This is a genomic window from Streptomyces sp. NPDC086080, assembly GCF_044540255.1.
GTDB lineage: Bacteria > Actinomycetota > Actinomycetes > Streptomycetales > Streptomycetaceae > Streptomyces.
This window is the reverse complement of record NZ_JBITRU010000020.1, coordinates 97,568-122,475: the sequence shown is the minus strand read 5'-3', so window position 1 is coordinate 122,475 and position 24,908 is coordinate 97,568. Positions and strand designations below refer to the sequence as shown.

The 24,908-nt window shown below is 73.5% G+C and carries 18 protein-coding genes and 2 pseudogenes; 7 read left to right on the top strand and 13 right to left on the bottom strand.

The genetic code is table 11. From position 1 onward, the window contains the following. Nucleotides 1-292 precede the first annotated feature (292 nt). The gene (locus ACIF9R_RS23540; RefSeq protein ID WP_399983422.1) at nucleotides 293-1,483 is read right to left on the bottom strand and encodes a glutamate--cysteine ligase; all 1,191 of its coding nucleotides are present in this window, start codon (nucleotides 1,481-1,483) and stop codon (nucleotides 293-295) included. A 283-nt stretch (nucleotides 1,484-1,766) separates the two neighbouring features. Between ACIF9R_RS23540 and htpG the strand changes: the two genes are divergently transcribed. Next, nucleotides 1,767-3,665, top strand: coding sequence for a molecular chaperone HtpG (gene htpG / locus ACIF9R_RS23535; protein WP_399983350.1), 1,899 nt, complete (start codon nucleotides 1,767-1,769; stop codon nucleotides 3,663-3,665). Between the two features lie 61 nt (nucleotides 3,666-3,726). Here the strand turns inward: htpG and ACIF9R_RS23530 are convergent. Beyond that, nucleotides 3,727-4,257 (bottom strand): annotated as a pseudogene (locus ACIF9R_RS23530) (DUF2269 domain-containing protein); the annotation flags it as partial. Between the two features lie 443 nt (nucleotides 4,258-4,700). Here ACIF9R_RS23530 and ACIF9R_RS23525 point away from each other — a divergent pair. The 3 genes from ACIF9R_RS23525 to ACIF9R_RS23515 all read left to right on the top strand — a co-directional run bounded on the left by ACIF9R_RS23525 (nucleotide 4,701) and on the right by ACIF9R_RS23515 (nucleotide 8,526). Continuing rightward, nucleotides 4,701-5,624 carry a hypothetical protein gene (locus tag ACIF9R_RS23525; RefSeq protein WP_399983347.1) on the top strand — a complete coding sequence of 308 codons (924 nt, stop codon included), beginning with the start codon at nucleotides 4,701-4,703 and terminating at the stop codon, nucleotides 5,622-5,624. A 179-nt stretch (nucleotides 5,625-5,803) separates the two neighbouring features. Continuing rightward, complete coding sequence (locus tag ACIF9R_RS23520) at nucleotides 5,804-7,015, top strand: alpha-lytic protease prodomain-containing protein (protein ID WP_399983345.1); 1,212 nt, start codon at nucleotides 5,804-5,806, stop codon at nucleotides 7,013-7,015. A 188-nt stretch (nucleotides 7,016-7,203) separates the two neighbouring features. After that, a complete protein-coding gene (locus ACIF9R_RS23515; RefSeq protein ID WP_399983342.1) occupies nucleotides 7,204-8,526 on the top strand; it encodes a lipase family protein in 1,323 nt (440 codons plus the stop codon). 205 nt (nucleotides 8,527-8,731) lie between these two features. Here the strand turns inward: ACIF9R_RS23515 and ACIF9R_RS23510 are convergent. After that, a pseudogene (locus ACIF9R_RS23510) lies at nucleotides 8,732-9,293 on the bottom strand (snapalysin family zinc-dependent metalloprotease). Nucleotides 9,294-9,416: 123 nt separating this feature from the next. Between ACIF9R_RS23510 and mgrA the strand changes: the two are divergent. Together mgrA and ACIF9R_RS23500 are read left to right on the top strand one after the other, a co-directional pair. Further along, a complete protein-coding gene (gene mgrA / locus ACIF9R_RS23505) occupies nucleotides 9,417-10,460 on the top strand; it encodes an L-glyceraldehyde 3-phosphate reductase (RefSeq protein ID WP_399983340.1) in 1,044 nt (347 codons plus the stop codon). An 18-nt stretch (nucleotides 10,461-10,478) separates the two neighbouring features. Further along, nucleotides 10,479-10,961 (top strand): MSMEG_6728 family protein, encoded by a 483-nt coding sequence (locus ACIF9R_RS23500; protein ID WP_399983337.1) that lies wholly within the window; start codon nucleotides 10,479-10,481, stop codon nucleotides 10,959-10,961. A gap of 58 nt (nucleotides 10,962-11,019) precedes the next feature. On the opposite strand, the gene ACIF9R_RS23495 is transcribed toward ACIF9R_RS23500, so the two are convergent. The 9 genes from ACIF9R_RS23495 to ACIF9R_RS23455 form a co-directional block, all read right to left on the bottom strand. Then, on the bottom strand, nucleotides 11,020-12,306 hold the full coding sequence (locus tag ACIF9R_RS23495) for an ABC transporter substrate-binding protein (RefSeq protein WP_399983335.1): 1,287 nt from the start codon (nucleotides 12,304-12,306) through the stop codon (nucleotides 11,020-11,022). Beyond that, a complete protein-coding gene (locus tag ACIF9R_RS23490; RefSeq protein ID WP_399983332.1) occupies nucleotides 12,303-13,448 on the bottom strand; it encodes a branched-chain amino acid ABC transporter permease in 1,146 nt (381 codons plus the stop codon). The genes ACIF9R_RS23495 and ACIF9R_RS23490 overlap by 4 nt, the downstream gene beginning before the upstream one ends. Then, nucleotides 13,441-14,337 (bottom strand): branched-chain amino acid ABC transporter permease, encoded by an 897-nt coding sequence (locus tag ACIF9R_RS23485; RefSeq protein ID WP_399983330.1) that lies wholly within the window; start codon nucleotides 14,335-14,337, stop codon nucleotides 13,441-13,443. Before ACIF9R_RS23485 ends, ACIF9R_RS23490 begins: the two co-directional genes overlap by 8 nt. Next, complete coding sequence (locus ACIF9R_RS23480; RefSeq protein ID WP_399983328.1) at nucleotides 14,334-15,170, bottom strand: ABC transporter ATP-binding protein; 837 nt, start codon at nucleotides 15,168-15,170, stop codon at nucleotides 14,334-14,336. The genes ACIF9R_RS23485 and ACIF9R_RS23480 overlap by 4 nt, the downstream gene beginning before the upstream one ends. After that, the gene (locus ACIF9R_RS23475; RefSeq protein ID WP_399983325.1) at nucleotides 15,167-15,958 is read right to left on the bottom strand and encodes an ABC transporter ATP-binding protein; all 792 of its coding nucleotides are present in this window, start codon (nucleotides 15,956-15,958) and stop codon (nucleotides 15,167-15,169) included. Before ACIF9R_RS23475 ends, ACIF9R_RS23480 begins: the two co-directional genes overlap by 4 nt. 458 nt (nucleotides 15,959-16,416) lie before the next feature. Next, complete coding sequence (locus ACIF9R_RS23470) at nucleotides 16,417-17,676, bottom strand: helix-turn-helix domain-containing protein (RefSeq protein ID WP_399983322.1); 1,260 nt, start codon at nucleotides 17,674-17,676, stop codon at nucleotides 16,417-16,419. A gap of 142 nt (nucleotides 17,677-17,818) precedes the next feature. Next, nucleotides 17,819-21,004 carry a LuxR C-terminal-related transcriptional regulator gene (locus ACIF9R_RS23465; RefSeq protein ID WP_399983319.1) on the bottom strand — a complete coding sequence of 1,062 codons (3,186 nt, stop codon included), beginning with the start codon at nucleotides 21,002-21,004 and terminating at the stop codon, nucleotides 17,819-17,821. 210 nt (nucleotides 21,005-21,214) lie between these two features. Continuing rightward, nucleotides 21,215-22,117, bottom strand: a complete 903-nt coding sequence (locus ACIF9R_RS23460; RefSeq protein ID WP_399983316.1) for an alpha/beta hydrolase family protein — start codon at nucleotides 22,115-22,117, stop codon at nucleotides 21,215-21,217. 341 nt (nucleotides 22,118-22,458) lie between these two features. Next, on the bottom strand, nucleotides 22,459-22,671 hold the full coding sequence (locus ACIF9R_RS23455; protein ID WP_399983314.1) for a hypothetical protein: 213 nt from the start codon (nucleotides 22,669-22,671) through the stop codon (nucleotides 22,459-22,461). A gap of 114 nt (nucleotides 22,672-22,785) precedes the next feature. Here ACIF9R_RS23455 and ACIF9R_RS23450 point away from each other — a divergent pair, with 114 nt between their 5' ends. After that, entirely contained in the window at nucleotides 22,786-22,992 is a 207-nt protein-coding gene (locus ACIF9R_RS23450; protein ID WP_399983311.1) for a hypothetical protein, read from the top strand. An 87-nt stretch (nucleotides 22,993-23,079) separates the two neighbouring features. Here ACIF9R_RS23450 and ACIF9R_RS23445 read toward each other — a convergent pair whose 3' ends face one another. Further along, nucleotides 23,080-24,786: a hypothetical protein gene (locus ACIF9R_RS23445; protein ID WP_399983309.1), complete on the bottom strand. Its 1,707-nt coding sequence runs from the start codon at nucleotides 24,784-24,786 to the stop codon at nucleotides 23,080-23,082. Nucleotides 24,787-24,908 lie beyond the last annotated feature (122 nt).

The following is a 24,908-nucleotide window of genomic DNA, read 5'->3' as shown; positions in this document are numbered from 1 at the left end:
CCCGGCCCCAGCCACGGCCCGGGGCCGGGGCCGGAACCTCGCCGAGGCTGGGGTCCGGAACCTCGCCGCCCCCGACGCCCTGGTCTACGTCGCAGGCCGAGGACCTGACCAGGCCACCGTCCGGTCCCTCCCCGCCGCGGTACGGGGTCGTGGCCGGGGCCGGGGGCCGGTTCTGTTGCCGGGGCGCGGAGGGGTACGTGCTGGGCATGACTGTCTGACACTCTCCTCGGTCAGAGGGCTACGGGTGCGCATGAAGGGGCGTGCCCGGGGGGCCTGGGGAGGCCCGTTCCGATCAGCCGGGCGTGCCCGGGGTCGTGGCCGTGCGCACGTAGGCCGGGGCTCGGCCGGTGCCGCGCGGGCGGGCCGGACGCCGGTCACGGCGGCGCGCGGCGCAGGGCGCGAGCGGGTCGCCGCGGGTCTCGGCGACCAGCATGTCGACACCGGCGAGCAGGTCCTCGTCCCGGGCCGCCCGCCGCAGCCTGTGCGCCGCGCTGCCGGCCGCGAGGGCCTCTTCGAGAAGTGTGCGCACCGTGGCGAAGTCACCGGACGCCTCCAAGGCCGGGCGCAGCAGGCGCAGCATCCTGCGCAGCACCACGGGGGCCGGAGCGCCGCGGCGGGTCTCCGGGTCGACCAGCGGGCCTTCCAGGCCCGAACGCGCCGCGCGCCAGGTGGCGGCGCGCAGCCACTCGTGGTGCCCGTCGCACCCGTGGTCCGCCCCGCGTTCCAGACGCTCGCGGGCGTGGCGCACGAGCGCCCGGAACAGTCCGGCGACCAGCGCCACCGTCTCGGTGCGGGGGCAGGCGTCGCAGACGCGCAGTTCCAGCGTGCGCTGGTGGTCCGAGGGCCGGAGGTCGTGGTAGAGCATCCCGGTGTCGGTGATGACGCCCGAGCCGATCAGCTCGGCCACGGCGGCGTCGTACTCGGCGGCGCTCCGGTAGCAGCCGACGGGTCCCGCGGTCGGCCACCGCTGCCACAGCATGGTGCGCCAGCTGGCGTATCCGGTGTCGGAGCCGAGCCAGAACGGCGAACTGGCCGACAGGGCCAGCAGCGGCGGCAGCCAGGGCGACACCAGGCACATGGCCCGTACCGCGGTGTCCCGGTCGGGTACGTCGACATGGATCTGGGCGCTGCAGATCAGCTGCTCGTCGGCCACCCGGCGGTAGTCCTCGGCCATGCGCCGGAACCGGGGGTCCGGGGTGACGTCGTGGGCGGTGACACGGGCCAGCGGAACGGTGCCCGCGGCCACGACGGCCAGACCGGAGGAGGAGGCGACCGCGTCCAGCCGGCGCCTCGCGGCGGACAGGTCCGCGAAGAGCGCGTCCAGTGTGTCGTGAACCCCGCTGTTGCTCTCCACGGCCGACTGCTGCAGCTCACGGCTGAAGCCTGATCCGCCGAGCCGGCCGAGCAGCGTGCCGGCCCGTGGCACGAGCCGGCCGCTCTCCACGTCCAGGACGTGAAACTCTTCCTCTGCTCCGATGCGCATCGTCACCGCTGGTCCCCTTGCGCTAGTCCGGTGCCGTCCCCGCGTGGGCCCCTGCGGACACCGGCGGTGGATTCGGCGCGTTCCGGGTGCCCAGATCGAGGAGTACGCAATCGGACCGCGGCCCGCACCGCCTCGGGGACGGCCGTTCCTCCCGGGCCGCCGGGTGCGCGCGCCGGGGCGGGACGGGCCGACTCGGGGCATGCCGCCGGGAGATGGCGCCGAGTTGATTACAGTGGGCCCGCCCGTATTTGGCGATTCACGGACAGTGAGGTACTCGAGAACCATGCCGACCGAAACGTTTGAGTTCCAGGTAGAGGCCCGTCAGCTGCTCCAGCTGATGATCCACTCGGTCTACTCGAACAAGGACGTCTTCCTTCGTGAACTCGTCTCCAACGCCTCCGACGCGCTCGACAAGCTGCGTCTGGCCGCGCTGCGGGACGACACGCTCGACGCCGACGTCTCCGATCTGCACATCGAGCTCGAGATCGACCGGGACGCCCGCACGCTCACCGTGCGGGACAACGGCGTCGGGATGTCCTACGACGAGGTGGGGCAGCTCATCGGCACCATCGCCAACTCCGGCACCGCCGAGTTCCTGCGGGAGCTGAAGGAGGCGCAGGACGCGGCCGGGGCGGAGGGCCTGATCGGGCAGTTCGGCATCGGCTTCTACTCGGGGTTCATGGTCGCGGACGAGGTCACCCTGCTCACCCGGCGTGCGGGAGAGCGGCAGGGCACGCGCTGGTGCTCGCGCGGCGAGGGCACCTACACGCTGGAGGCGGTCGACGACGCTCCGCAGGGCACGTCCGTCACGCTGCACCTCAAGCCGGCCGACCCCGACAACCAGCTGCACGACTACACCTCGGTGTGGAAGATCAAGGAGATCATCAAGCGTTACTCGGACTTCATCACCTGGCCGGTGCGGCTGGTCGGTGAGAAGAGCGAGGACGGCGAGGCGGCCGGGCCCGAGACGCTGAACTCGATGAAGGCACTGTGGGCGCGTTCGCGCGAGGAGGTGTCCGAGGAGGAGTACCACGAGCTGTACAAGCACATCGGGCACGACTGGCGTGAACCGCTGGAGACCATCCAGCTGCAGGCCGAGGGGACCTTCGAGTACCAGGCCCTGCTGTTCGTCCCCTCGCACGCCCCGCACGACCTGTTCAACCAGAACTTCCGGCACGGGCTGCAGCTGTATGTGAAGCGCGTCTTCATCATGGACGACTGCGAGGCGCTGCTGCCGCCGTATCTGCGGTTCGTCAAGGGTGTGGTCGACGCGCAGGACCTCTCGCTGAACGTGTCGCGCGAGATCCTCCAGCAGGACCGTCACATCCGGATGATGCAGCGCCGCCTGACGAAGAAGGTGCTGGCGTCGGTCAAGAGCATGATGACCGGTGACGCCGAGCGGTACGCCACGTTCTGGCGGGAGTTCGGCGCCGTGCTCAAGGAGGGCCTCGTCACCGACCCCGACAACCGCGACGCCGTCCTCGCGGTGACGTCGTTCGCGAGCACGCACGGGGACGACACGCCGGTCACGCTCAAGCAGTACGTGGAGCGGATGCCGGACGGACAGGAGGACATCTACTACATCACCGGCGAGTCCCGGGAGAGCATCGACAGCTCCCCGCACATGGAGGCGTTCCGGGAGCGGGGCATCGAGGTGCTGCTGCTCACCGACCCGGTCGACGAGGTGTGGACCGACGCCGTCGGCGAGTACGAGGGCAAGCGGCTGCGGTCGGTCGCCAAGGGCGAGGTCGACCTTCCCGCCCGGGAGGACGACAGGGACGAGGGCGAGCGGGAGAAGCAGGCCGAAGCGTACGCGGCACTGCTCGGCTGGATGCGGGAGCGGCTGGAGGAGGACATCAAGGAAGTGCGTCTGTCGACGCGGTTGACGGTGTCCCCCGCCTGTCTCGTCGCCGACGCGAACGACCTCTCTCCGGCGCTGGAGAACATGTACCGGGCCATGGGCCAGGAGGTGCCGCGCACCCGCCGCATCCTCGAACTCAACGCGGATCACGCCCTGGTGAAGGGGCTGAACGAGGCGTACGGGGAGCGCGAGGACCGCTCGGACCTCACCGAGACGGCCGAACTGCTCTACTCGCTCGCCGTGTTGGCGGAGGGCGGCCGGCCGAAGGACCCGGCACGGTTCGTGCGGCAGATGGCGGACCGGCTGGAGCGCACTCTGTGAGCGGTCCGTCCGCGACGCGCCCCTGAGCCGACGGCGCGCCCGCCCGCCCCCGGACGCGGGCGGGCGCGGTGGGCTCCGGCCTCCGGGCGGCCGTCCGGAGGCGCCGGCCGCGGCGGGTGAGGCCCCAGGGCTTGAGGACCGAGATCACGGTCATGAAGACGTAGGCGCTCAGGGAGACGACCGGCCCCATGAGGACGTCGCCGCCGTCGGGCAGTGGGCCTCCGGCGGCGACGGCCTCGGCGGCCGTGTTCACGCCCGGCCGCAGGGCGAAGGCCGTGGCGGTGGTCGTGACCAGGGTCAGCCAGAACTTGGTCCACACCCATTGGTGCCTCGCCAGCCCCCAGGGCGTGCCCAGGGACAGGACGAGACCGGTGGCGAGGGTCAGGAGGGCGATCGGCAGCAGGAGCCGGTCGGCGAAGAGCTTCATGGCCCGGACGGACGCCTCCAGCATGGCCGCCGACCCGGTGGTGTTCGCGGTGACACCGAGCGCGAGCAGCCCGACCGTGAGTCCGAGCCAGCCGGCGGAGGCGATGACGTGGACAACGAGATGGGCCCGGCGTGCGGGGCGGCTGAGTTTCTTCACCCGGCCCACGGTGCCGGGTCCGGACGGCACGGGCGTCCGACGGCGGGAGTAACCGCGCCTACCGACGTCGGCGTACGCCGTGGGGGCGGCCGTGCTCCCCTGCCACGGAGGCTCCGCCGGCACCCAGGCCCTCTCACGCCGTATGTTCGCTTCTCGGGCGGCTGTGCGGCGTGCCGGAGCCGGGCACATGTGTTGGTCCGCTGATCCCCTTCGCCCTTCTCGGTTTCGGCGCCCTCGGGGCGGCCATGCCCGCGCGGGCCCCCCGGCCGCTCGCTGCCGAGGAACAGTGCGCCGGAGTGGGTGACATGCCACCGGGACGAAGGCCGGGGCGCAGGTACCGGCCGCGAGGGCTCCCGCTCCACGCGGCCGGGGAACACGCCCGGTCCGCGCGCTCCGGAGGCGCTGTACCGCCCGATGTGCGTGGCCGTCGGGTTCGGTGGAGTCTGGGGGTCATGCGGAGCAAGGGCGTGGGGGTCGGCGGGAACGGCGGGGGCGGCGAGGTGGAAGCGGTCCTCGACGAGCTCTACGCGCTGCCCCCGTCCGAGTTCGTGGCCCGGCGTGAGGAGTGCGCGGCGGCCGCCAGGACCGAGAAACGGACCGACGACGCCCGGCGTATCCATGCCGCCCGCCGCCCCACCCTCGCGGCCTGGGCGGCGAACCTGCTCCGGCGCTCCCGGCCCGAGGAGGCCGGGCGGTTCCTGGAACTGGGACGGGCGCTGCGCGAGGCCCACGCCACGCTGGACCCGAGCGGCCTCAAGGAGTTGTCGGCCCAGCGGCGGCGTATCGTCTCCGAGCTGACCCGGCAGGCGACCTGGCTGGCCCGGGAGGCGGGGCACCCGTTGTCGGACGCGGTTCAGCGGGACGTCGAGACGACCCTGCGCGCCGTGCTCGCCGATCCGGAGGCGGCGGACCTGTGGGCCGCGGGCCGGGTGGAGAGCACGCTCACCCCGCCGTCGGGGTTCCCCTCGGAGGCGGCCGGCGTGAAGGCACCGGCGCGGACGGCACCCCGCACTCCCCCGGCCACGGCCACGGCCCGCAGGGCGGACCGGCTCGCGGAGCAGCGCGCGAAGCGGCTCGCCCGGGCGCGGGAGGCGGCCGGGGCGGCGGAGGAGCGGCTGCGTGGCCGGCGTACGGAGCAGGCGGAAACCGACGCCTCGCTGCGGCGGGCGCGCGAGGACCACCGGGCGGCCGAGGAGCGGGTGTCCGCCCTGGAGGAGCGGGTCCGGGAGGCCCGCGCCGGCCTGGAGCGGGCGGAGCGCGCGCTGCGGGAGGCGGAGAAGCGGGACCGGACCGCCTCGGATGCCCTGGCCAAGGCCCGGCGGGAAGCGGACGACGCCACACGCGAGGCCGAACGCGCGGAGCGGGACGCGCGCTGAACGCGGCGCCCGCGGGGCCGGTCGCCAAGCGTTCCTGACGGTACGCCACCTCAAATGAGCCCTGCATTGGCATAGACCTGACACCGCGGGCTCGCTAAGCTCTGCCCCACCGTTGAGAGCGCTCTCACACTGCGGTTGTTCCACCCCCACCTTGCTGGAACGACGAAGGGCAACCTTCCATGAGACGCACCGGACTCACCCATGCCGGCGTGGCCGCCCTGCTGATGCTCGGCAGCTGGACAGCGGCCGGCACCCTGCCCGCCTCGGCACAGGACGCCCCCGGCTCCCCCGCTGCCCGTACCGCCGACTCCGCCCCCGGCTCCCCCGCTGCCCGTACCGCCGACTCCGCCCCCGCCTCCACCGCCCTGCTGGACGCCATGCAGCGGGACTTCGGCCTGACCCGCGCCGAGGCGGAGGACCGGCTGGCCGCCGAACGCGAGGCCACGGCTCTCGCTCCCCGCGCGCGGAAGACCGCGGGACCGGCCTACGGCGGGGCCTGGTTCGACGCCGGGAACGAGAAGCTGACCGTCGCCGTCACCCCGGACGCCGACGCCTCCACGGTCCGGGCCCTGCGCGCGTCCGGCGCCGCCGTCCGCACCGTCGAGCACAGCGCGAAGCAGCTCGACGCGGCGAAGTCCCGCATCGACCGCCTCGACGCGCCCTCGGGCGTCAGCAGTTGGTCCGTGGACCCGAGCGCCAACACGGTGGTCGTGAACGTCGTCGGCGACCGGCGGGCCGACAACGATGTCCGCACCTTCGTCACCACGGCCCGCGCAGCCGGTCCGGTCACCGTGCGGACCGTACGGGCGCAGGCCGAGACCTTCGCCGCCGGGACGGTGGGCGGCGACCCGTACTACACCGGCAACGTCCGCTGCTCCATAGGCTTCTCGGTGCACGGCGGCTTCGTCACCGCCGGGCACTGCGGCGGGGCCGGTCAGCAGGTCAGGGGCTGGGACGGTTCCTACATCGGCAACTTCCAGGGCTCCTCGTTCCCGGGCGACGACTACGCCTGGGTGAACGTGGGCAGCGGCTGGTGGACGGTCCCGGTGGTGCTCGGCTGGGGCACGGTGTCCGACCAGTTGGTGCGCGGCTCGAACGAGGCGCCGGTCGGGGCCTCGATCTGCCGCTCCGGCTCCACGACCCACTGGCACTGCGGCAGGGTGCTGGCGAAGAACGAGACCGTCAACTACAGCCAGGGCGCGGTACATCAGATGACGAAGACGAGCGTGTGCGCCCAAGGCGGCGACTCGGGCGGCTCGTTCATCAGCGGCGACCAGGCCCAGGGCGTCACCTCCGGCGGCTGGGGCGATTGCTCGAGCGGCGGCGAGACCTGGTTCCAGCCGGTCAACGAGATCCTCAACCGCTACGGGCTGACGCTGCACACGGCCTGACCCTCCGACAGCCCCCGGGCGGGCCCCGCCGAACCGTCGGCGGGGCCCGCTCCCGCGTGCGCCCGGTCCGGCGAGCCGTCAGGACACCGCAAAAGTTACCGTGCCGTAACTTACCCATGGGTTACTTGCGGTAAGTGAGCGCTGTTAGTTTCACGTTTCACCTTCTGAAGCAGTGCGAGGAGTGAGCCGTGAGCCGTATCAGCACCGCGCTGACCACCGTCGTCGCCACGACGGTCTGTGTATGCGTGTCCGCGTCACCCGCCGCCGCGAGCGACCCCGTGGTCTCGCGGGGCGTCACCATTCCGGCCTTCTACACCCCGCCGGCCGAACTGCCCCAGGGCAACGGCGTGCTGGTCCGCCACGAGCCACTGCGTCTGGGGCTGAACCTGCCGGGTCTGGACGGCCGCTCCCTCCCCGGCACGGCGACCCGTCTGATGTACACCTCCACCGACTCGGGCGGACAGCCGATGGCCGTCACCGGCGCCTACATCGAGCCCTCCGCCACCTGGCAGGGCGGCGGCCCCCGCCCGCTCGTGGTGCTCGGATCCGGAACCATGGGCCAGGGCGACCAGTGCGCGCCCTCGCTGGCCCTGCAGAACCCCCTGACGCTGAACGGACAGACCGTCTCGTTCGGGTACGAGACCCTGGCGGTCTACCGGCTGCTCGCCACCGGCGCCGCCGTCGTCGTCACCGACTACGCGGGCCTCGGCACCACCGACCGACTGCACACCTACGTCAGTCGCGTCGACGAGGGACACGCCATGCTGGACGCCGCCCGCGCCGCGCGTTCCGTACCGGGCGCGTCGATCAGCGCCGCCTCCCGCGTGGGCATGTACGGCTACAGTCAGGGCGGCGGCGCCAGCGCCTCCGCGGCCGAGCTCCAGAGAACCTACGCGCCCGACGTACGGCTCGTCGGCACCTACAGCGGGGCGCCGCCCGCCGATCTGACGGAGGTCATGAAGGGCATCGACGGCAGCGCGCTGGCCGGCGCACTGGCCTGGTCGATCAACGGCTTCGCCCAGTCCGAGCCCGAACTGCGCAGGGTGGTCGCCGAGCACATCAACGCCGCGGGACGCGAGGCACTGGAGGACATCTCCACCGCCTGCGTCGGGGACGCGATCCTCGGATACGGCTTCACCAAGAGCACCAAGTGGACCGCGAGCGGAAAGCCGCTCGCCGAGATCATGGCCGGGGAGCCCGGCGCCCAGGCCGTCCTCGACAAGCAGCGCATCGGCACGATGAGGCCCACCGGGCCGGTTCGCGTGGTCACGGGTGTCCAGGACGACATCGTCCCGCACGAGCAGGCGCGCCGACTGGCCGTGGACTGGTGCAAGAAGGGCGGCGACGTCACCTACAAGGCCGTCCATCTGCCCAACCTCGGTGACAAGCTCCTCACCAACCATCTCGCGCCGCTCCTCACCGACCAGGGGGACGCGGTGGAGTGGCTGACCGACCGGCTGGAGGGCAAGACCACGCGCTCCAACTGCTGGAGCATGCCGATCCAGCCCTGAGCCGCCGGGCAACGGGACGAGCCCCGCCCCGGGAATCCCGGGGCGGGGCTCGCACAAGGAGCGCCGGGCAGGCCTTGCACCTGCATCTCCCCACAGGAAGTGGGGCGTCTTTCCTTGGACCACCAACGCACGGTCCGATGAGGGGAGTTCCCCTCGTTCTGACCTGAGACAACCGTAGCGGTGATCGCTCCGGTTGTCACATCGGTCACCTGAACGCACCGGTGCGCGCTCCCTCGAAGTTCTTCCCGACCTGCGCCTTCTCCACCGCGCTCGGGTACGCGTTCGTGCACGAGGTTCCGGCGCTCGCGCCCGACATCAGCCTGGAACAGGGGCCGGGCTTGCGGTCCGGCAGGCCCAGCAGGTGGCCGAGTTCGTGGGCCGTGACACGGACGGCCGCCTGGCCCTGGTCGATGGCCCGGCGCCCGATGTGCACGGTGCCCCGCCCCAGGGAGTCGGGAAGGGAGCGCGGCCAGCCGTCGTCCGCCACGATCCGGATGTCGGCCCCCTCCCCGGTCCCGGCCGGGCGCAGCTCGACCGCGTCGACGCTCTCGTTCCAGATCGCCGCGCCGCGGTCGACCGCGGCCGCGAACCTCCGCGGCGGCTCTCGCGTCATAGGTGAGCACCCGGTCGGCCACCAAGGGCTGAGCGGTGTCGACGGACGGACCGGCCTCGGCGGCTCCGGTCAGGGCCGGGAAGGACAGCACGAGAGCCGCGGCCAGGCCGCCGGTCAGCGTACGGACGGGCCTGTCGACCTCCTCGGGATTCAGAAGCGGTACCGCTGAATTCCATGGAAGGGATCGGTTGGACTTCCGGATCACCCGGAGGCACCGTGGACAAGGATCAACACCGTCCCACGCCCCACCCCCGCTCGCATCACCGGAGACCACCCGATGAACCACATCGCCCGTCCCGAGCGCTACGACGGCACCATGCGCTACCGGCGCACCGGCCGCTCGGGCCTCGACCTCCCCCTGCTGTCCCTGGGCTACTGGCACAACTTCGGCGACGACCGGTCCTTCGAGACGCAGCGGGAGATCGCCCTGCGCGCCTTCGATCTGGGCATCACCCATCACGACCTGGCGAACAACTACGGTCCGCCCTACGGCTCCGCCGAGATCAACTTCGGCCGGCTGATGCGGCAGGACCTCGCGCCGTACCGGGACGAGTTGGTGGTCTCCACCAAGGCGGGCTGGGACATGTGGCCCGGCCCGTACGGCCAGGGCGGCGGCTCCCGCAAGTACCTGCTGGCCTCACTCGACCAGTCGCTGCAGCGCATGGGGCTGGAGTACGTCGACATCTTCTACTCACACCGCCTCGACACCACCACGCCCCTCGAGGAGACCATGGGCGCCCTGGACACGGCCGTCCGCCAGGGCAAGGCGCTCTATGTCGGCATCTCCTCCTACGACGCCCGGCGCACCCGTGAGGCCGTGGCGATCCTCCGTGGCCTCGGCACTCCGCTGCTGATCCACCAGCCGTCGTACAACATGCTGAACCGCTGGATCGAGACGGACGGCCTGCTGGATGTGGCGCAGGAGGAGGGCTTCGGGATCATCGGGTTCACGGCGCTCGCCCAGGGGCTGCTGACCGGGCGCTACCTGAACGGTGTACCGGAGGGCTCCCGGGCGGCGGCGGGCACGTCGTTCGACTCCGCTTGGCTGACCGACGACATGCTGCACCGGCTGCGCGCACTGAACGGGATCGCGGCCCGGCGCGGGCAGACTCTCGCGCAGATGGCGCTGGCCTGGGCCCTGCGCGACCGGCGGGTCACCTCACTGGTGATGGGTGCCTCCCGCCCCGAGCAGCTGGAGCAGAACGTCGCCGCGCTGGAGAACCTCGACTTCTCCGCCGAGGAGCTGGCCGAGATCGACTCGTACGCCACCGAGGCCGGCGTCGACCTGTGGCGTGAGGCGCGCCTGGGCACAATGGACTGAGCCCCCGAGGAGGGTCGTATGCAGACCTTCATGCCGTATCCCGACTTCCGCGAGTCGGCGCTGGTGCTCGACCGGCGCCGGCTCGGCAAACAGCGGGTCGAGGCGATCCAGGTGCTGCGCGGGCTGATCGTGCCGGGGTACGGATGGCGCCGCCATCCCGCGGTGCGCATGTGGACCGGGTACGAGGAGGCGCTGGTGCGGTACGGCCTGGACATCTGCCGGGTCTGGCGGGACCGGGGCCATCAGGACAGCTGCGCCGCCACCCTCGTCGCCGATCTCGCCGGCGTACGGCCGGGCGCGCCGGTGCGCGGTCAGCGGGAGCTGGCCGAGGCCGGCGAGCTCCCGCCGTGGCTCGGGGACGAGGCCCTGCACCGCAGCCACCGGTCGGCGCTGGTCCGCAAGGACCCGGCCTTCTACGCCGGGCTCTTCCCCGGCGAACCGGACGACCTGCCGTACGTATGGCCGGCGTCCGACCGTGATCCGGAGGCGGTCGGCGGCTGACCCCGGCGTCCCCTCCCCCGGGGTCGGCCGGGGCACCCCACCCCGGGACGGCGTCGCGTCACCGCGCGGACAGGTAGTCCTCCACTCCCGGCGCCGCGTGCGCCTCCTCCGCGTTCACCACACCACCGACCGCCTTGGCGTCGGGCTTGAGCACATAGGTCCTGACGCTCGCGGGACGGTCGACGTCGGAGAAGTTCTGCGGGGTGCCGAGGCCGGTGTCCGCGTTCGTCTGCGCACGGTGTGCCTTGACCACGTCCTCACGGGTCAGGCCGCCCGCCTCGCAGGCCCTCTTCAGGTCGTCGCCCATGAGCTGGGCGGCGTTGTACCCGGACAGCACGCCGGAGTCGACCGGCGAGTCCGGGTACTTCTTCTGGTACGACGCCACCATGCGCTGCACGCCTGGCAGGTCGGAGCTGACCGCGGGGGCGGCGCTCACGATGCTGAGCATCGCCGCCAGGGCGGGCGCGGCGGGCGTCTTCATCAGCTGGGGCGCGAAGCCGGGGGCGCTGCTGACGACGGGGACCTTCAGGCCGCGGGAGGCGGCGACGCCGACGAGGGAGGCGGTCTGTGCGGGTCCCGCGCTGATCAGGATGGCCTTGACACCCTCCTTGCGCAGGGCCGAGACCTGGGCCGACAGATCGGTGTCCGTCGCCTGGATCTTCTGTCCGGTCACCTTCATGCCGGCCTTCTCCGCCGCCCAGGTGGAGCCTTCCAGGGCGTTGGCGCCGTAGTCGCCCTCGAAGTAGACGTGGCCGATCGTGTCGCCCTTCTTCAGGCCCTTGGTGCGGGTGAGGTACTCGACCGCGGCGATCATGTCGACGTCGTAGGTGGTGCCGAGCACCTGGATGGCGTCCTTGCCGAGCAGGGAGGCCGCCCAGGCCTGCGGGAAGGTGAGCATCTTGTCCCGCTCGATGTCGTCGAGCAGGGCCGCGACCACCGGGGAGCCGATGACCTGGGGCAGCGCGACGACGTCGGGGGCGATGTCGGCGTAGGCGGTGACCGCCTTCTGCACGTCGTAGCCGTGGTCCTTGACGACGATCTCGACGTCGCGTTCGCAGATGCCGCCGTCGGCGTTGACCTCGTCGGCCCACAGCTGCTGGGCCTGCACGATGCTCTTGCCGAGCGTGGCGTAGGGCCCGGTCAGGTCGGTGAGGGCGCCCAGTCTGATGGTGTCGGCGCCTATCCCGGGTCCGGTGCGGACGCCGTCGGCGGCTTCGCCGCCGCCCTTGCCGTCCTCCGCCTTCGAGCTGCATCCGGTGGCCGCGAGCAGCAGGACGAGGGCGCCGGCGAGGACGGTGCCGGCGGTGCGGCGCCGGTTGCGGGGCCTGAGGTGCGTGGTGTTCACGGGGTGTGCTCCTTGGGTCGTGCGGCTGCGGTCGGCTGCGGAGGGGAGGGGATGTCGTGTGTGTCGGCGGGGGGACGGGATCGGCGCCGCCCTACGCGGTCGCGGGCCCGGCGTGCCAGGCCGTGCAGACCGTCGGGGGCGTACAGCAGGACCAGGACGATCGCCGCGCCGTAGAGGTAGCGGGCGGCCTCGGTGGGGCCCACGGCGCCCTCGGACGAGCCGGGGGCGGCGACCAGCGGGAGCTGGTCGGCGTAGCGGGTCATCAGCAGGGGCAGCGCGGTGACGAAGACGGCGCCGGCGGTGGCTCCGGCGACGGAGCCGAGACCGCCGATGACGATCATGGCGAGGTAGTCGACGGAGAGGACGAGGGAGAAGTAGTCCGGGACGACGCGGCGGAAGGCGAGCGCCAGGAGCACTCCCGCGAGGCCCGCGTACATCGACGACACCACGAAGGCCGCGGAGCGGTGCCGGGCGACGTCGACGCCCATCACGGCGGCCGCGGTCTCGCTGTCGCGCAGGGCGGCGAGCGCCCGGCCGGGGCGTGAGCGCAGCAGGCCGCGGGCGGTGAACCAGGTGAACCCGAACAGGGCCAGGCCGAGGAACCACAGGCGCTCCTCGGCGCCGAACGGTACTCCGAGTACGGTGAGTTCGGGGTCGCTCTCGGCGAAGGTGAATCCGCCGAGGGTCATCGGGGGCACGGAGCGGCCGTTGAAGCCGCCGGTGACGGAGTCCGCGGTGAGCAGGACGTGGTGGCCGAGGAAGACCAGGGCGAGGGTGGCGATGCCGAGGTAGATGCCCTTGACCCGGGCGGCGACGGGGCTGAAGAGGCCGCCGGCCGCTCCGGCGAGCAGTACCGCGAGGAGCGCGGCGAGTGCGGGTGGCAGGCCCGCTCCTGGTTCGCCGGCGAACCATGAGTAGCCGTAGGCGCCGACGGCGAGGAAGAAGGCGTGGCCGAGGGAGAGCTGGCCGGCGGTGCCGGTGAGCAGGGCGAGACCGACGGCGCCGATGGCCGCGGCCATGGAGAACAGGCCGATGCGGAGCCAGAAGGCGTCCAGGTAGAACGGCGGCAGGCACAGGACGGCGGCGAGCAGCAGAAGCCGGGTACGCCGGCGGGTCAGAGCCCCGGTGAGTCGGTCAGACACGGGCCGTCCCCTTCCCGCCGAACAGTCCGGTGGGCCGCACGAGAAGCACCAGCAGCATCACCGCGTACGGGGCGACGTCGCCGAAGCCCTCGCCGAGGACGTGGAGTTCGGACTGGTAGCCGACGACGAGCGCCTCGGTGAGGCCGATGATCAGGCTGCCGGCGAGGGCGCCGGCCGGGGAGGCCAGCCCGCCGAGGATCGCCGCGGGGAAGGCGTTGAGGGCGATCTGGCCGGTGGTGCGCTCCAGGCCGGGCGCGGGGAAGGCGGAGAGGAACACCGCCGCCAGCGCGGCGAGCGCGCCCGCCAGGCACCAGGCGCCGGCGCGGACCCGGCCGAGCGGTACGCCCATCAGGGCGGCGGCCTCGAGGTCCTCGGCCGCGGCCCGCAGGGACAGTCCCCAGGAGGTGAACCGGAAGAGCGCGAACACCGCGCCGATCACCACGGCCGACACCCCGATCGCGGCGAGCCGGCTGTCGGCGACGGTCAGCGGCCCGATCTCGGTCACCGCGTCGCCCCAGGGGTCGCCGAGCGACAGCAGGTCGCCGCCGATGCGCCGGGCCAGGTCGGTGAGCAGAACGATGTCGATGCCGATGGTGACGATGGTCTGGACGTGCGCGGAGTGGGCGTCCTGGCCGCCGCGTTGCAGCAGGAGGCGGTCGAGCGCGCCGGCGAGGGCGGCCGTGGCCAGGACCGCCAGGGCGAGCGCTCCGGCGAAGCCGAGGTCGTCGTGGAACACGGCGGTGAGGTAGCCGCCGAACAGGAGCAGGGAACCGTGGGCGAAGTTGAGGACGCCGGAGGCCTTGAAGATGACGACGAAGCCGAGGGCGACCAGCGCGTAGACCGCGCCGAGTGCCAGTCCGCCGAGGATGTTGTCGAGGAATGCCGTCATGCCGCGTCCTCTCCGGTCGCGTCGGTGCCCAGGTAGGCGCGCAGCACCTCGGGGTCCTGGCGGACCTCGTCGGGGGTGCCGTGGGCGATGCGCCGGCCGAAGTCGAGCACGGTGACGTCGTCGGCGAGGCGCATGACCAGTCCCATGTCGTGCTCGACGAGGACGACGGACAGCCCGAGTTCGGCGCGGAGTTCACCCACGACCTCGGCGGTGCGGGCGCGTTCGGCTGCGTTCATGCCGGCCACGGGTTCGTCGAGGAGCAGCACGCGCGGCTCCAGGCAGAGGGCGCGGGCGAGTTCGACGCGCTTGCGGTCGCCGTACGACAGCAGCGCGACCGGGGTGTCGAAGTGGGCTCCGAGGCCGGTGAGTTCGGCGATCTCGCGGGCCCGCCCGAGGTGCTCGCGCTGTTCGCGCACGGCGCTCGGCAGGCGCAGCGCGCTCGCGGCGAAACCCGCGCGGGACAGGGCGTGGCGGCCGAGCATGAGGTTGTCGGCGACCGTGCCGTGGGTGGTGACGATGTTCTGGAAGGTGCGGGCCACGCCGAGCGCGGCGATGCGGTGCGGGGCGAGCCGGGTGAGTTCGGTGTCGCCGAGGGTCACCGCGCCTTCGGCCGGGCGGCACAGGCCGGACAGCACGTTGAAGCAGGTCGACTTGCCGGCGCCGTTGGGCCCGATGAGCGCGTGCACCGAGCCGGGCGTGACGGTGAAGGAGACGCCGTCGAGGGCGGTGAGTCCGGCGAAGCGCACGGTGACGTCCCGTACGTCGAGCACCGGCGGGGCGGTGGTGGTGCGGTCGTCGTGCACGGGCGGTGCGGTGGTGGTGCGGTCGTTCACGCCGCCCCCTCGTCCTCGGCCGACTCGCCCAGGTAGAGGCGGCGTACGGCGTCGGTGCGGGCGAGTTCGTCCGCGGGGCCGGACAGGCGGGTCTCGCCGACCTCCAGGACGTGGGCGTGGTCGGCGAGGGAGAGCGCCATGCCGGCGTTCTGCTCGACGAGGAGGACGGCGGTGCCCTGGGTGTTGATCTCGCGGATCACCTCGGCGATCCGGTACACCATCTGCGGTGCGAGGCCGAGTGAGGGCTCGTCGAGGAGCAGCAGGCGGGGGGCGGCCATCAGGGCGCGGCCGATGGCGAGCATCTGCTGCTCGCCGCCGGAGAGCAGGCCGGCGGCCTGGTGGGTGCGTTCGGCGAGCCGGGGGAACAGCGTGAAGACGCGGTCGCGGGCCTCCCGCACCTGGGCGCGTCCGCGCCGGCCGAGACCGAGACCGCCGGAGCGCAGGTTCTCGTCGACCGAGAGGCCGGCGAACACCCGCCGCCCCTCGGGGACCTGGACCACTCCGGCGCGCACCGCCGCGACGGGGTCCTTGCCGTCGAGCACCGTCTCGCCGTAGCGGATGCGGCCGGCCGTGATCGCGCCCCGGTGCAGGCGCAAGGTGCCGGACACGGCCCGCAGCAGGGTCGTCTTGCCGGCCCCGTTGGCGCCGAGGAGCGCCACCACGGCGCCGGGCGGCACGGTCAGGGACACGGAGCGGAGAGCGGACAGCGCACGCCCGTACGTCACGTCGACGTTCTCGACGTGCAGGGCGGGCAGGGCGGGCAGGCCGTCCGGTGGTGCTTCGGGCATCACGACTCCTCGGGACCGTGCCCGCTCGGGGCGGTCACGGCTTCGGGGGAAGGGGTGCTCACGACAGCACGGGGGCGGACGGCCGGTACAGCGGCCGGGGGCTGCTCGCTGCGGTGTACCAAGCGGGGCGGGTGGGGGTTGTGCGGGTGCCCAGGCCGGGGGCGGGGGCATGAGGGTGGGGGGCATGGGGGCTGGCTGTTGTGGTCACGGCCGCTGCGCACTCCGGGGGTGCTGCGACGCGGTCGGGGATCTCGCCCCCGCCGCCCCTTCCCGTCCCGAACTGGGGCTCCGCCCCAGACCCCGCTCCTCAAACGCCGGAGGGGCTGACATAGCCCCTCCGGCGTTTGAGGAGCGGGGGTCCGGGGGCGGCGGGGGGAGGGCCCCGGCACAGCTCCGCGCCCCTGAACGCGCCCACGCGACCGAGTCGCGTATCGGGGCGGCGCCGTGCCCGTTGCGCCTCAGCGGTGAAGGAGGCTGCGGGCGGTCAGGGCCAGGGTCACCTCGACGAGGTCGGAGGGGCGGGAGAGGGAACGGCCCGTCAGTTGTTCGTAGCGGCGGAGGCGGTTGAGGACGGTGTTGCGATGGCAGTACAGGCGCCTGCTCGCCCGCTGCGCCGAACCGTCACAGGCCAGCCAGGTGGCCAGGGTGTCCAGCAGTACCTCCGCGTCGGCGGGTTCGAGGTGGGCCAGCGGGCCGAGGAGCCGGTCGGCCAGCGCCGCGGCGAGTCCGGGGCTCGACGCCACCAGCGCGGCCGGGAGGTGTTCGGTCAACCGGACCGTACCGCCCGACTCGGGGCAGAGGGTCAGCGCGGTGTCCGCCAGACGCCGCGCGTCGCCCACCGCGGCCAGCCCGTCGACCGCGCCGCTGACGCCCACCCGTGTCCCGGGCGGCTGTTCCTCCCGCACGATCGGCTCCTCACCGTCCTCGACCCGGACGATGCCGTAATCGGCGTCCGCACCGGTGTGCCAGTGCACCCGCACACCCGGGGCGAGGACGGCCTGGGCACCCGGACAACCGGTCGGCCCGCCACCGGCGGCCACGACGACCACGTACCGTCCGTGCTCCGGCAGATCCAGCGCCTGCGCGGCCTCGGGCAGGTCGGCGATCCTGCTCGTCCCGTCCAGCAGGGCCCCGGCCAGCAGGCGCACCCTGTTCTCCCTCCGCCACGCCAGCCGGCGCTCGGTCTGCCGGTAGGCGTCCGCGACGAGCGTGCAGTGCTCGTCGACGAAGTTCCACACGTCGGACGCCACGTGCACCAGCAGCCGTACGTCCTCGGGTGCCGCCCGTGACGTCTCGTCGACCAGCCCCTGCCACACCAGTGAGCCACCCAGCCGGAAGGCGTGCAGCAGGGCGTCCAGCGGCATCCCTTGTTCGGCGCGGGTCGCACCGATCCGCCAGGAGCAGCGGCGCGCCGCGTCCCGGGCGCCCCTCGGGTCGAGCAGGGACGCGATGCTGTGCCGCAGTGAGCGGTGCGCCTCCTGCCAGGTCGCGGTGGCGTCGCCCTCCAGCGCGGTGCGGTAGGCGGGCTCCTGCTCCCGCAGTACGGCGAGCAGCCGGTCGGTGAGCTGCGGCAGGTCGTCCAGCAGGACGCGGGCGGCCCGGTGCAGCACCCGCAGCGCGTCGGCGTCGATCAGCGACCGCATGCCCGGTGTCCGCGGGCGCGGAGCGGGCGTGGGTCCGTGGCGAGGCAGGGTACGTGGCCGTACGGCGTGTTGCATCGCGCATCTCCCCCAGGGTCGGGTTCCCGGCGGTGCCCGTGCGGCGGTCCCCGCATCGGCGCCCGGCCGGCCGGGGAGCCCGTGGGCCGGCCGCCACCGGACTCGTCCTGCCCCGAAGGATGGCATACCGTCCGGTCGGTCCCTAGAGTCGTGCACCGGTCTTTTCCTCCTGTTCGACCAGCCGGACGAGCGCGACCCGGGAACGGACGCCGAGGGTGGCGAACACGTTCCGCAGGTGATAGTCGACGGTGCGGGTGCTGACGGACAGGCTCAGGGCCACCTCCCGGTTGGTGGCGCCCTCGGCGACACATCGTGCGATCCGCAGTTGCTGCGGGGTCAGCCGGGACAGCTCCCCGGCCCCGGTCCCGGCCGGGGCCGCGCCTCCCGCCCTCAGTTCGGCGGCGGTCTGCTGCGCCCACAGGGGTGCGCCGCACCGCTCGAAGCCCAGCAGCGCCTCGCCGAGGCGCACCCGCGCCTCACGCAGTCGGCGCCTGCGCCGCAGCCATTTGCCGTAGAGGAGCTCCGTGCGGGCCCGCTCGAAGTCACCGGCCGTCTGCTCGTGGTGGTGCAGGGCCCGCAGGTACAGGGCGTCGGCGGCGGCCGGGGCGGCCAGCAGCGCGCGGCAGCGCATCAGCTGGGCGGGGGCCTGCGGGTCGGCACCGCAGGCGGCCCACAGGGCGAAGTCCTCGACGACCGCCGGGGTCTCTTCGGGCCGGCCGGCGAGTGCGGCGGCCTCGACGAAGCAGGGAACGGCCAGCATCCACACCGCGAAGTGGCCCCGCCGCGCACCGGGGCGGACCAGCGGACCGAGACGGTCCGCGGCCTCGTGAGGGCGGCCGGCACCCAGGTCGGCGCGGGCCGCGGCCCACTGGGCGAGCGTGGCCGCCTGCGCCAGGCCGTGCCGGCGGGCGGTGCTCAGGGCGGCCGTCACATGCTCGGCGCCGATCTCCCGCTCCCCCTCGATCGACGCGGCGAGCGCCAGTACGGCGTGGTGGTGGGCGGCCGTGTTCCGCTGCCCCGTCAGCGAGGCGGTGCGCAGGCCCTCCTCGGCGTGGGTACGGGCGAGCTGGTGGCGTCCGGCCCGCAGTTCGGCGTACGCGAGGTATTCCAGTGCCCTCGGTTCGAGGGCGGCGCGGCCGAGGGTCCGGGCCGTCACGAGCGCCCGGGCGCCGGCCCGGCGGGCGGCGGTGACCTCCCCGAGCATGAGCGCGGCGGCGGCCGCGCGCAGCAGCAGCTCAGGCTCGTCGCCGCGCAGCCCCCGCCCGACCACCCGCCGCAAGGGAGCGGCGGCACGGTCGAACCGCGCCAGCAGTACGGCCCGCATCCCGTCCCGGTGATCACGGAGCATGCCCTTGTCGTGACGAGAGACCGCGTCGCCGTCCTGCCTCCCCCCGGGCGATCTCCCGGCAGCCCCGGCCGCCGACACCCTGCCACCACAGGCACCGGCCCCCACGCCCGCGGCCTCCCTGCCCCCCGCACCGGGAGAGCCGGGCGCCTCCCCGCCGTCGACGGACGGCACACCCGACGCACCGGCCGCCACCCGGCCCGCGACAGCGGCCGGAGCCCCGGTCACCGGGCTCGGAGTACCGACGGACGCGACAGCCGCACCGGACACACCGCCGACCGCCGGAACGCCCTCATCCCCCGCCTCGCAAGCCGCTCCGCCCACTCTCGATCCACCAGCCGGCGCCCGCACCGGAACCGCGGCCGGAGCGCTGGTCGCCCGCACCGGGCTGCCACCGGTGGACGGGACCCCCGGGCCGGGCACGGCCTCGGCCGCCGCGGTGGCCTCTTCGGGGACACCGGAAGCCGCCCCACCGGCGGTGGACGACACGGCCACGCCCGCGGTGGTGGTCATCGGCGGGTGCGGGAAGGGGAGTTGACCCGGGCCGGTGTGGGGCGGCGGGTCGGGGGTGAGGGCCTCCAGGCAGGCCGCGGCGTCGCCCGCCGACCAGGCCGCGTCCGCCGCGCCCAGGGTCGCCCTGGCGGCGGCCTCCCGGTCGGTGGCGGCCAGCAGGGCGGCGGCGAGCAGGAAGGACTCGCGGGCGTCGTCCACCGGCCCGTCGGCCAGGAGCACCGCACCCCGCAGAAGTTCCGCTCCGCCGCGTGCCGACGGGGGTGCCGGACGGCTCCTGCCGGCGTCGAGCAGGCGCAGGGCCTCGGACGGGTGACCGGCGAGGACGGCCTGCTCCGCGGCGGCTGTGCGGTGGTGGAGCCGCTGCGTGTCGTCCGGGGTGAGTGCGGCGGCCCGGGTCAGTGCCCGGCGGCGCAGGGCGGGCGGCAGCGCCGGGTCCGCCGCCGCGCGGGCCAGCCGGGCCGCCAGGGCGGGAGCGTGGCCCGTGACGGTCCATGAGCGGTGCAGCAGCGCGAGGATGTCCTCGGGGTCGGGCAGGGCCCCGGCCAGGGCGCGGTGTGCGGCGCGGCGTCGCGCGGGCGGCGCACCGGCGTAGACGGCCCGTCCCAGGAGCGCGCTGCGGAACCGCAGCCGGCCACCGGCCCGGACCAGCACGTCGGGCAAGGGCTCCACGGCGCGGGTCGCGTCGGCTCGCAGAACGAGGTCCGCGTCGGCGTCCGGCTCACCCGTCACCCGCAGGGCGGCCGCCGCCGTCAGCAGCAGTGCGGCCCGGTCGGCCGGCACGCCGGTGAGACATCCGCCGGCCACCCCGGCCAGGACCTCACCGTCGGCCAGCGGCCTGGGCAGTGCCCGGCGCCCGCCGAGCTGGGCGGGCGACAGCCGGTGGACCAGCGCCAGCAGCAGCGCGGGATTGCCCTCCGCCGCGGTCACCAGTTCCTCGCGCACGGCGGGGTGCAGGGCGCCGTCCGTCGCGTCGTCGGCCAGCCGCGCCGCGTCCCCGGCCGCGAGCGGGCCGAGCCGCAGCACGGGCAGCGCCGCCAGCTCCGGGTCGACGGGCCGGTGCCCTGGAACGGTGAGGAGCAGCCCCGCCCGGATCCCCGCGGAGCACACCCTTCCGGCGGCGTGTCCCAGCGCGGAGCGGGACGCGGCGTCCCACAGGTGCGCGTCGTCCACGCACACCAGGAGCGGCACCGCGGTGGACGCCATGCGCAATGCCTCGAACAGCGCTTCCCCCGAGGGGCCGTCCGCGGGCACGGGTACGGAGCGCCCGGCGGCCCGCAGCAGGGTGTGCAGGCCGCCGGAATGCCGTACGTGCCACACCGGTCCGGCGTGGCAGGACCGCGTGGCGTGCTCGAGGAACGTCGTGCGGCCGCAACCGGGTTCGCCGGTCACCACGCGGACGCCGCCGTCGGTGCGAAGCGTGTCGAGGAGCTCGGAGATCACCTGCCGCCGCAGGAACGTCTGTCCGGTCATTCCCGCGACGTTACTCATGCGTAAGGTGACCTGGAAGGAACCCGTCCACGCTGGATGAACGCTCAACTGCCGCTTCACCAGCGGGTCTTCTCCCGCCGTACGGGAAGCGGAGTGTGCCGCGGCCCAAGGCGGGGGGTGCCCGGCGGTGCGCCCGCACAACGCCGGTGGCGGCCCGCGCCGTACGCGGACCGCCACCGAACGCCCCGAACCTCAGGAGGTGTGCGGGCAGTTGCCCCGGGACTCCTCGATCGTCAGGCTCCGCGGCGGCAGCGGGCAGAGGAACTTCTCGTAGCGGGTGTCGTTGTCGATGAACCGCTTCAGCCAGGAAATGCTGTACTTCGCGATCGTCGTGTTCGACGAGTTCGGCGTGAAGTGGGTGGCCCCGTTCAGTTCCAGATAGGCCCGGTCCAGGGAGGACGGCAGGCCCGTGTACAGGGGCTCGGCGTGGCTGGAGACCGGGGCGATCGTGTCGCCGTCGGCGCCGAAGATCAGGGTGGGGGTCCGCACCTCGGGCCAGGTCTTGTCGAGGTTCCACGGCGTCAGCGGGATGGCGGCCTGGAGCGAGGGCCGGTCCTTCGCGGCTTCGAGGGTTCCCCCGCCACCCATCGAGTGGCCCATGACGCCGAGCCGGCCGCTGTCGACACGGCCGCGGACGGCGCTGCGCTGGGTGAGGTAGTCCAACGCGGCCAGCAGCTGGCGGCCCCGGGAGTCCGGCTGGTCGAGGGTGGTGTTGGTGTCGATGGTGAAGACCACGAAACCCTGGGAGGCCAGGCGCGGGCCCAGCCAGGCGATGGAGGACTCGTAGGCGGTGAAGCCGGGCGAAATGGCGATCGCGCCGAAGGTGCCGTCGGCGGTGCTGGTGGGGTAGTAGATCGTGCCGCCGCCGAAGCCGGACACGGAGAGCGAGGAGACGGAGATGTCCGACACGGCATACGGGCCGCGCAGCGCCTCGATGCTCGATTCGGTCGGGGCCGGCCCGCGCTCGTAGGGGTTGTCCGCCGCGTGGGCGCCGGGACCGCCGAGGGTGCTCAGAGCGACCACGGCGGCGAGGGAGGCGGTCAGTCCGGCAAGCCGGCCTGTCGGGCGCCTGCGGGTGTGGGGGTGCTGCTGCACGACGAGTGTTCCTCTCTGTCGCGGCGTACCGCCCGGCCGGCCGGGGCACGGGATCATGGCGCGGTTCGGGGCCGTGCCCCGGCCGGGGGCGCCGCCGATTGACTGGAGGTGCCACTGTCGGAGAGGAGGGGGTGGGTGCGGACCGGCAATCTCACCGGTCTCGTGCGCAAGCACCGTTGCGTGCGCGGCGAGGGAAGGTGACCGCGCGCAGGGTGTGCCGGGGAGAAGCGGGGGTAGACGGACAGGCGCGGTCACCGTCGGAGTCGGCGCCGACGGTGACCGCCGACCGCGGTGGCGGGGACGCCGCTCAGGTGCGCCTGGTCATGTGCGCGGCGGTCGCGTCACGCCGCGTCGTAGACATGGGCCCGGCCACCGGCCCACCTGACCCAGGCGGGATCGTCCAGCAGGCGTTCGCCGTCCGGCAGCCCGGCGCGTCGCAGGAACTCCACCACGTCCCGGTCGGAGCCCGCGAGGCCGACGATCTCCCCGCGCACGGTCACCCGGCGTCCGCCCGAGCCGAGCGGCGGGTGTACGACGATCGGCGCCTTCCTCACCCTTCCAGCATCCGGCGACGGCCTCCGGTATGCATCCCGGCCCCGGATGTCACCCGACTGGCCCGCCGGACGAGCGGTCCGGGACCGGGCCGTGCTCGTATGGGAGCGGCCCCCATGCCTACCCGGAGGGAGCTGGGAATGCACGAGATGTGGTGCGGTGCAGACACTTCGGGGGAGCCGGTGTGGCATGTTCTCACCCCGGACAAGACCTCGACCCTGTGCGGAGTGGACAAGGAGGAGGAGTCGCCGGGCCGTGACACGACGGACCGGCACTGCTACTCCTGCATGCAGTCGTTCCAGGCCGTTGTGGCGTCCCGCTGAGGGTCACGGCGTGCCGGTGCGGCCCGGACCGGCTGCCCGCCGGGAACGGGAGTGCCTCGGACGGTGGTCCGAGGCACTCCCGTTCTCTCAGTGACACGGATGGCCGCCGCTCCCGTCCCCGTCGGCGTCCGCGAAGGCCGCGGGCCGGCCGGTCTCCGTGCGGCAGAAGCAGGACGCCTCGATCGGTACGTCCGCCAGCGCGGCCGCGTGCTGGAGCTGCCGGGCGATGATCGCAGCCTCACCGGTCTTGCCGGTGCGCAACAGGCACTCGTGGAAGCCGTGCAGCGCCCAGACGTTGTTCGGGTGCTGCAGGGGTCTGGGCAGGGTGGCGTCCAGTCCGAGATCCGCGCGGTAGACCGCCTCGGCCTCGGCGACGCGTCCCTGTTCCAGGAGCAGCGCCCCGTAGGCGTGCCGGGTGGGCTGCATCCAGCCCCAGGGCTCGTCGTAGGGCAGGTTGTCGTCCAGTTCGATGGACCGCTCCAGCGCGGCGAAGGCGATGTCGTACTCCCCCTTGCGGTAGGCGAGTTCGCCGTCCAGCATCGCCGACGCGATGGCGAGGATGTCGTGGCAGGTGTTGTTGAAGAGCATCCTGGTTTCGGGGACCCGGTCCACGGCCGCGCGGAAGCTCTCCCGTTCGGCCTCGGCCGCGTCGGTGTCGCCGGTGGCGGACAGGGCGACGCCTCGCGCGTAGTGCAGCATGGCGGTGGTCACGCGGTACAGGTCGGGGTCGTCGGGAAAGCGCAGTGCCAGGATGTCGTCCCACCGGCCGAAGCGGATCAGGACATGGACGCGCATGGCCAGGAACCCCTCGAGCCAGTCGGCCATGGGCGGGCTCTGGACCCGGAGCAGCTGTTCGGGGATGGCCTCCTCGAGCCGTGCCGCGGCGTCCAGGGCCACCTTCGACTGGCCGGCGAACATGGCGCCGTAGATCCGGAAGTGGTGGTTGTGGGCGCGGTAGAGCGTGTAGAAGTTCATCGCGCCGGCCCGCCGGAGGTACCTCTCGTCGGCTGCGATGGCGAGGGTGTTGTCCGAGACGACCCGCCGGTAGTCGCCGCACAGCACTTCCAGGTGCGAGGGCATGTGGTGCAGGTGCCCGGCATCGGGTACGGCGCCGCGCAGCCGGTCGGCGACGGTGAGGGCCGCTTCCGGGGTGGGGGACATCTCCATCAGGTGGATGTACAGATGGAGGACACCGGGGTGCCGGGCGCCCTCCTCGGTGGCGAGCGCGCCGTCGAGTACGGCCTTGGCCTCCAGGGTGCGGGCGCCCTCGGCGGGGTGGCCGGTCCTGAGGTCCCACAGCTGCCAGGGGGTGAGGTTCATCAGGGCGTCGGCGCAGAGCGTGGCCACGTCGAGGTCACCGGGGGCGCTCTCGTACACGGCGAGCATCCGGTCCGCGTACGGCTCGTTCCACACCGAGCAGTCCTCGGTGGCCCGCGCCTGGGGGTAGCGGGCGCGGAGGGCTTCGACGAGGGCCTGTTCCACGGGGCCGGCGGACGCCGCCTTCTCGTGCGCCCGCTCCACCGCCCGGTGGGTGCGTTCGACGGTGTGGGCGAGTTCGTCACCGTCGAAGGCGTCCCAGGGTTTGTTGTAGTTGGGGCCGAGGGCGTAGGCGATGCCCCAGTGGGCCATGGCGCAGTCGGGGTCGGCTTCGGCGGCCTTCTCGAAGCAGGCGACGGCCTCCTCGTGGTTGAAGGCGTACGTCCACATCAGCCCCCGGTCGAACCAGAGTTGGGCTGCGGCGGAGGACGTCGTCACGGGCCGGCGGTAGGGGCCGAGGTCGTAGTAGTCGTCCATGGGGGCCTGCCTCCCGGGGATGCGGATGGGCCGGCCGCTGCCGCGCCGGCGGCGAACGTCCCGTGGGGACGAAACCGACGATAGCGGGGCACAGGCGCTCGCGCAGGCGTCAGCGCGGTTCC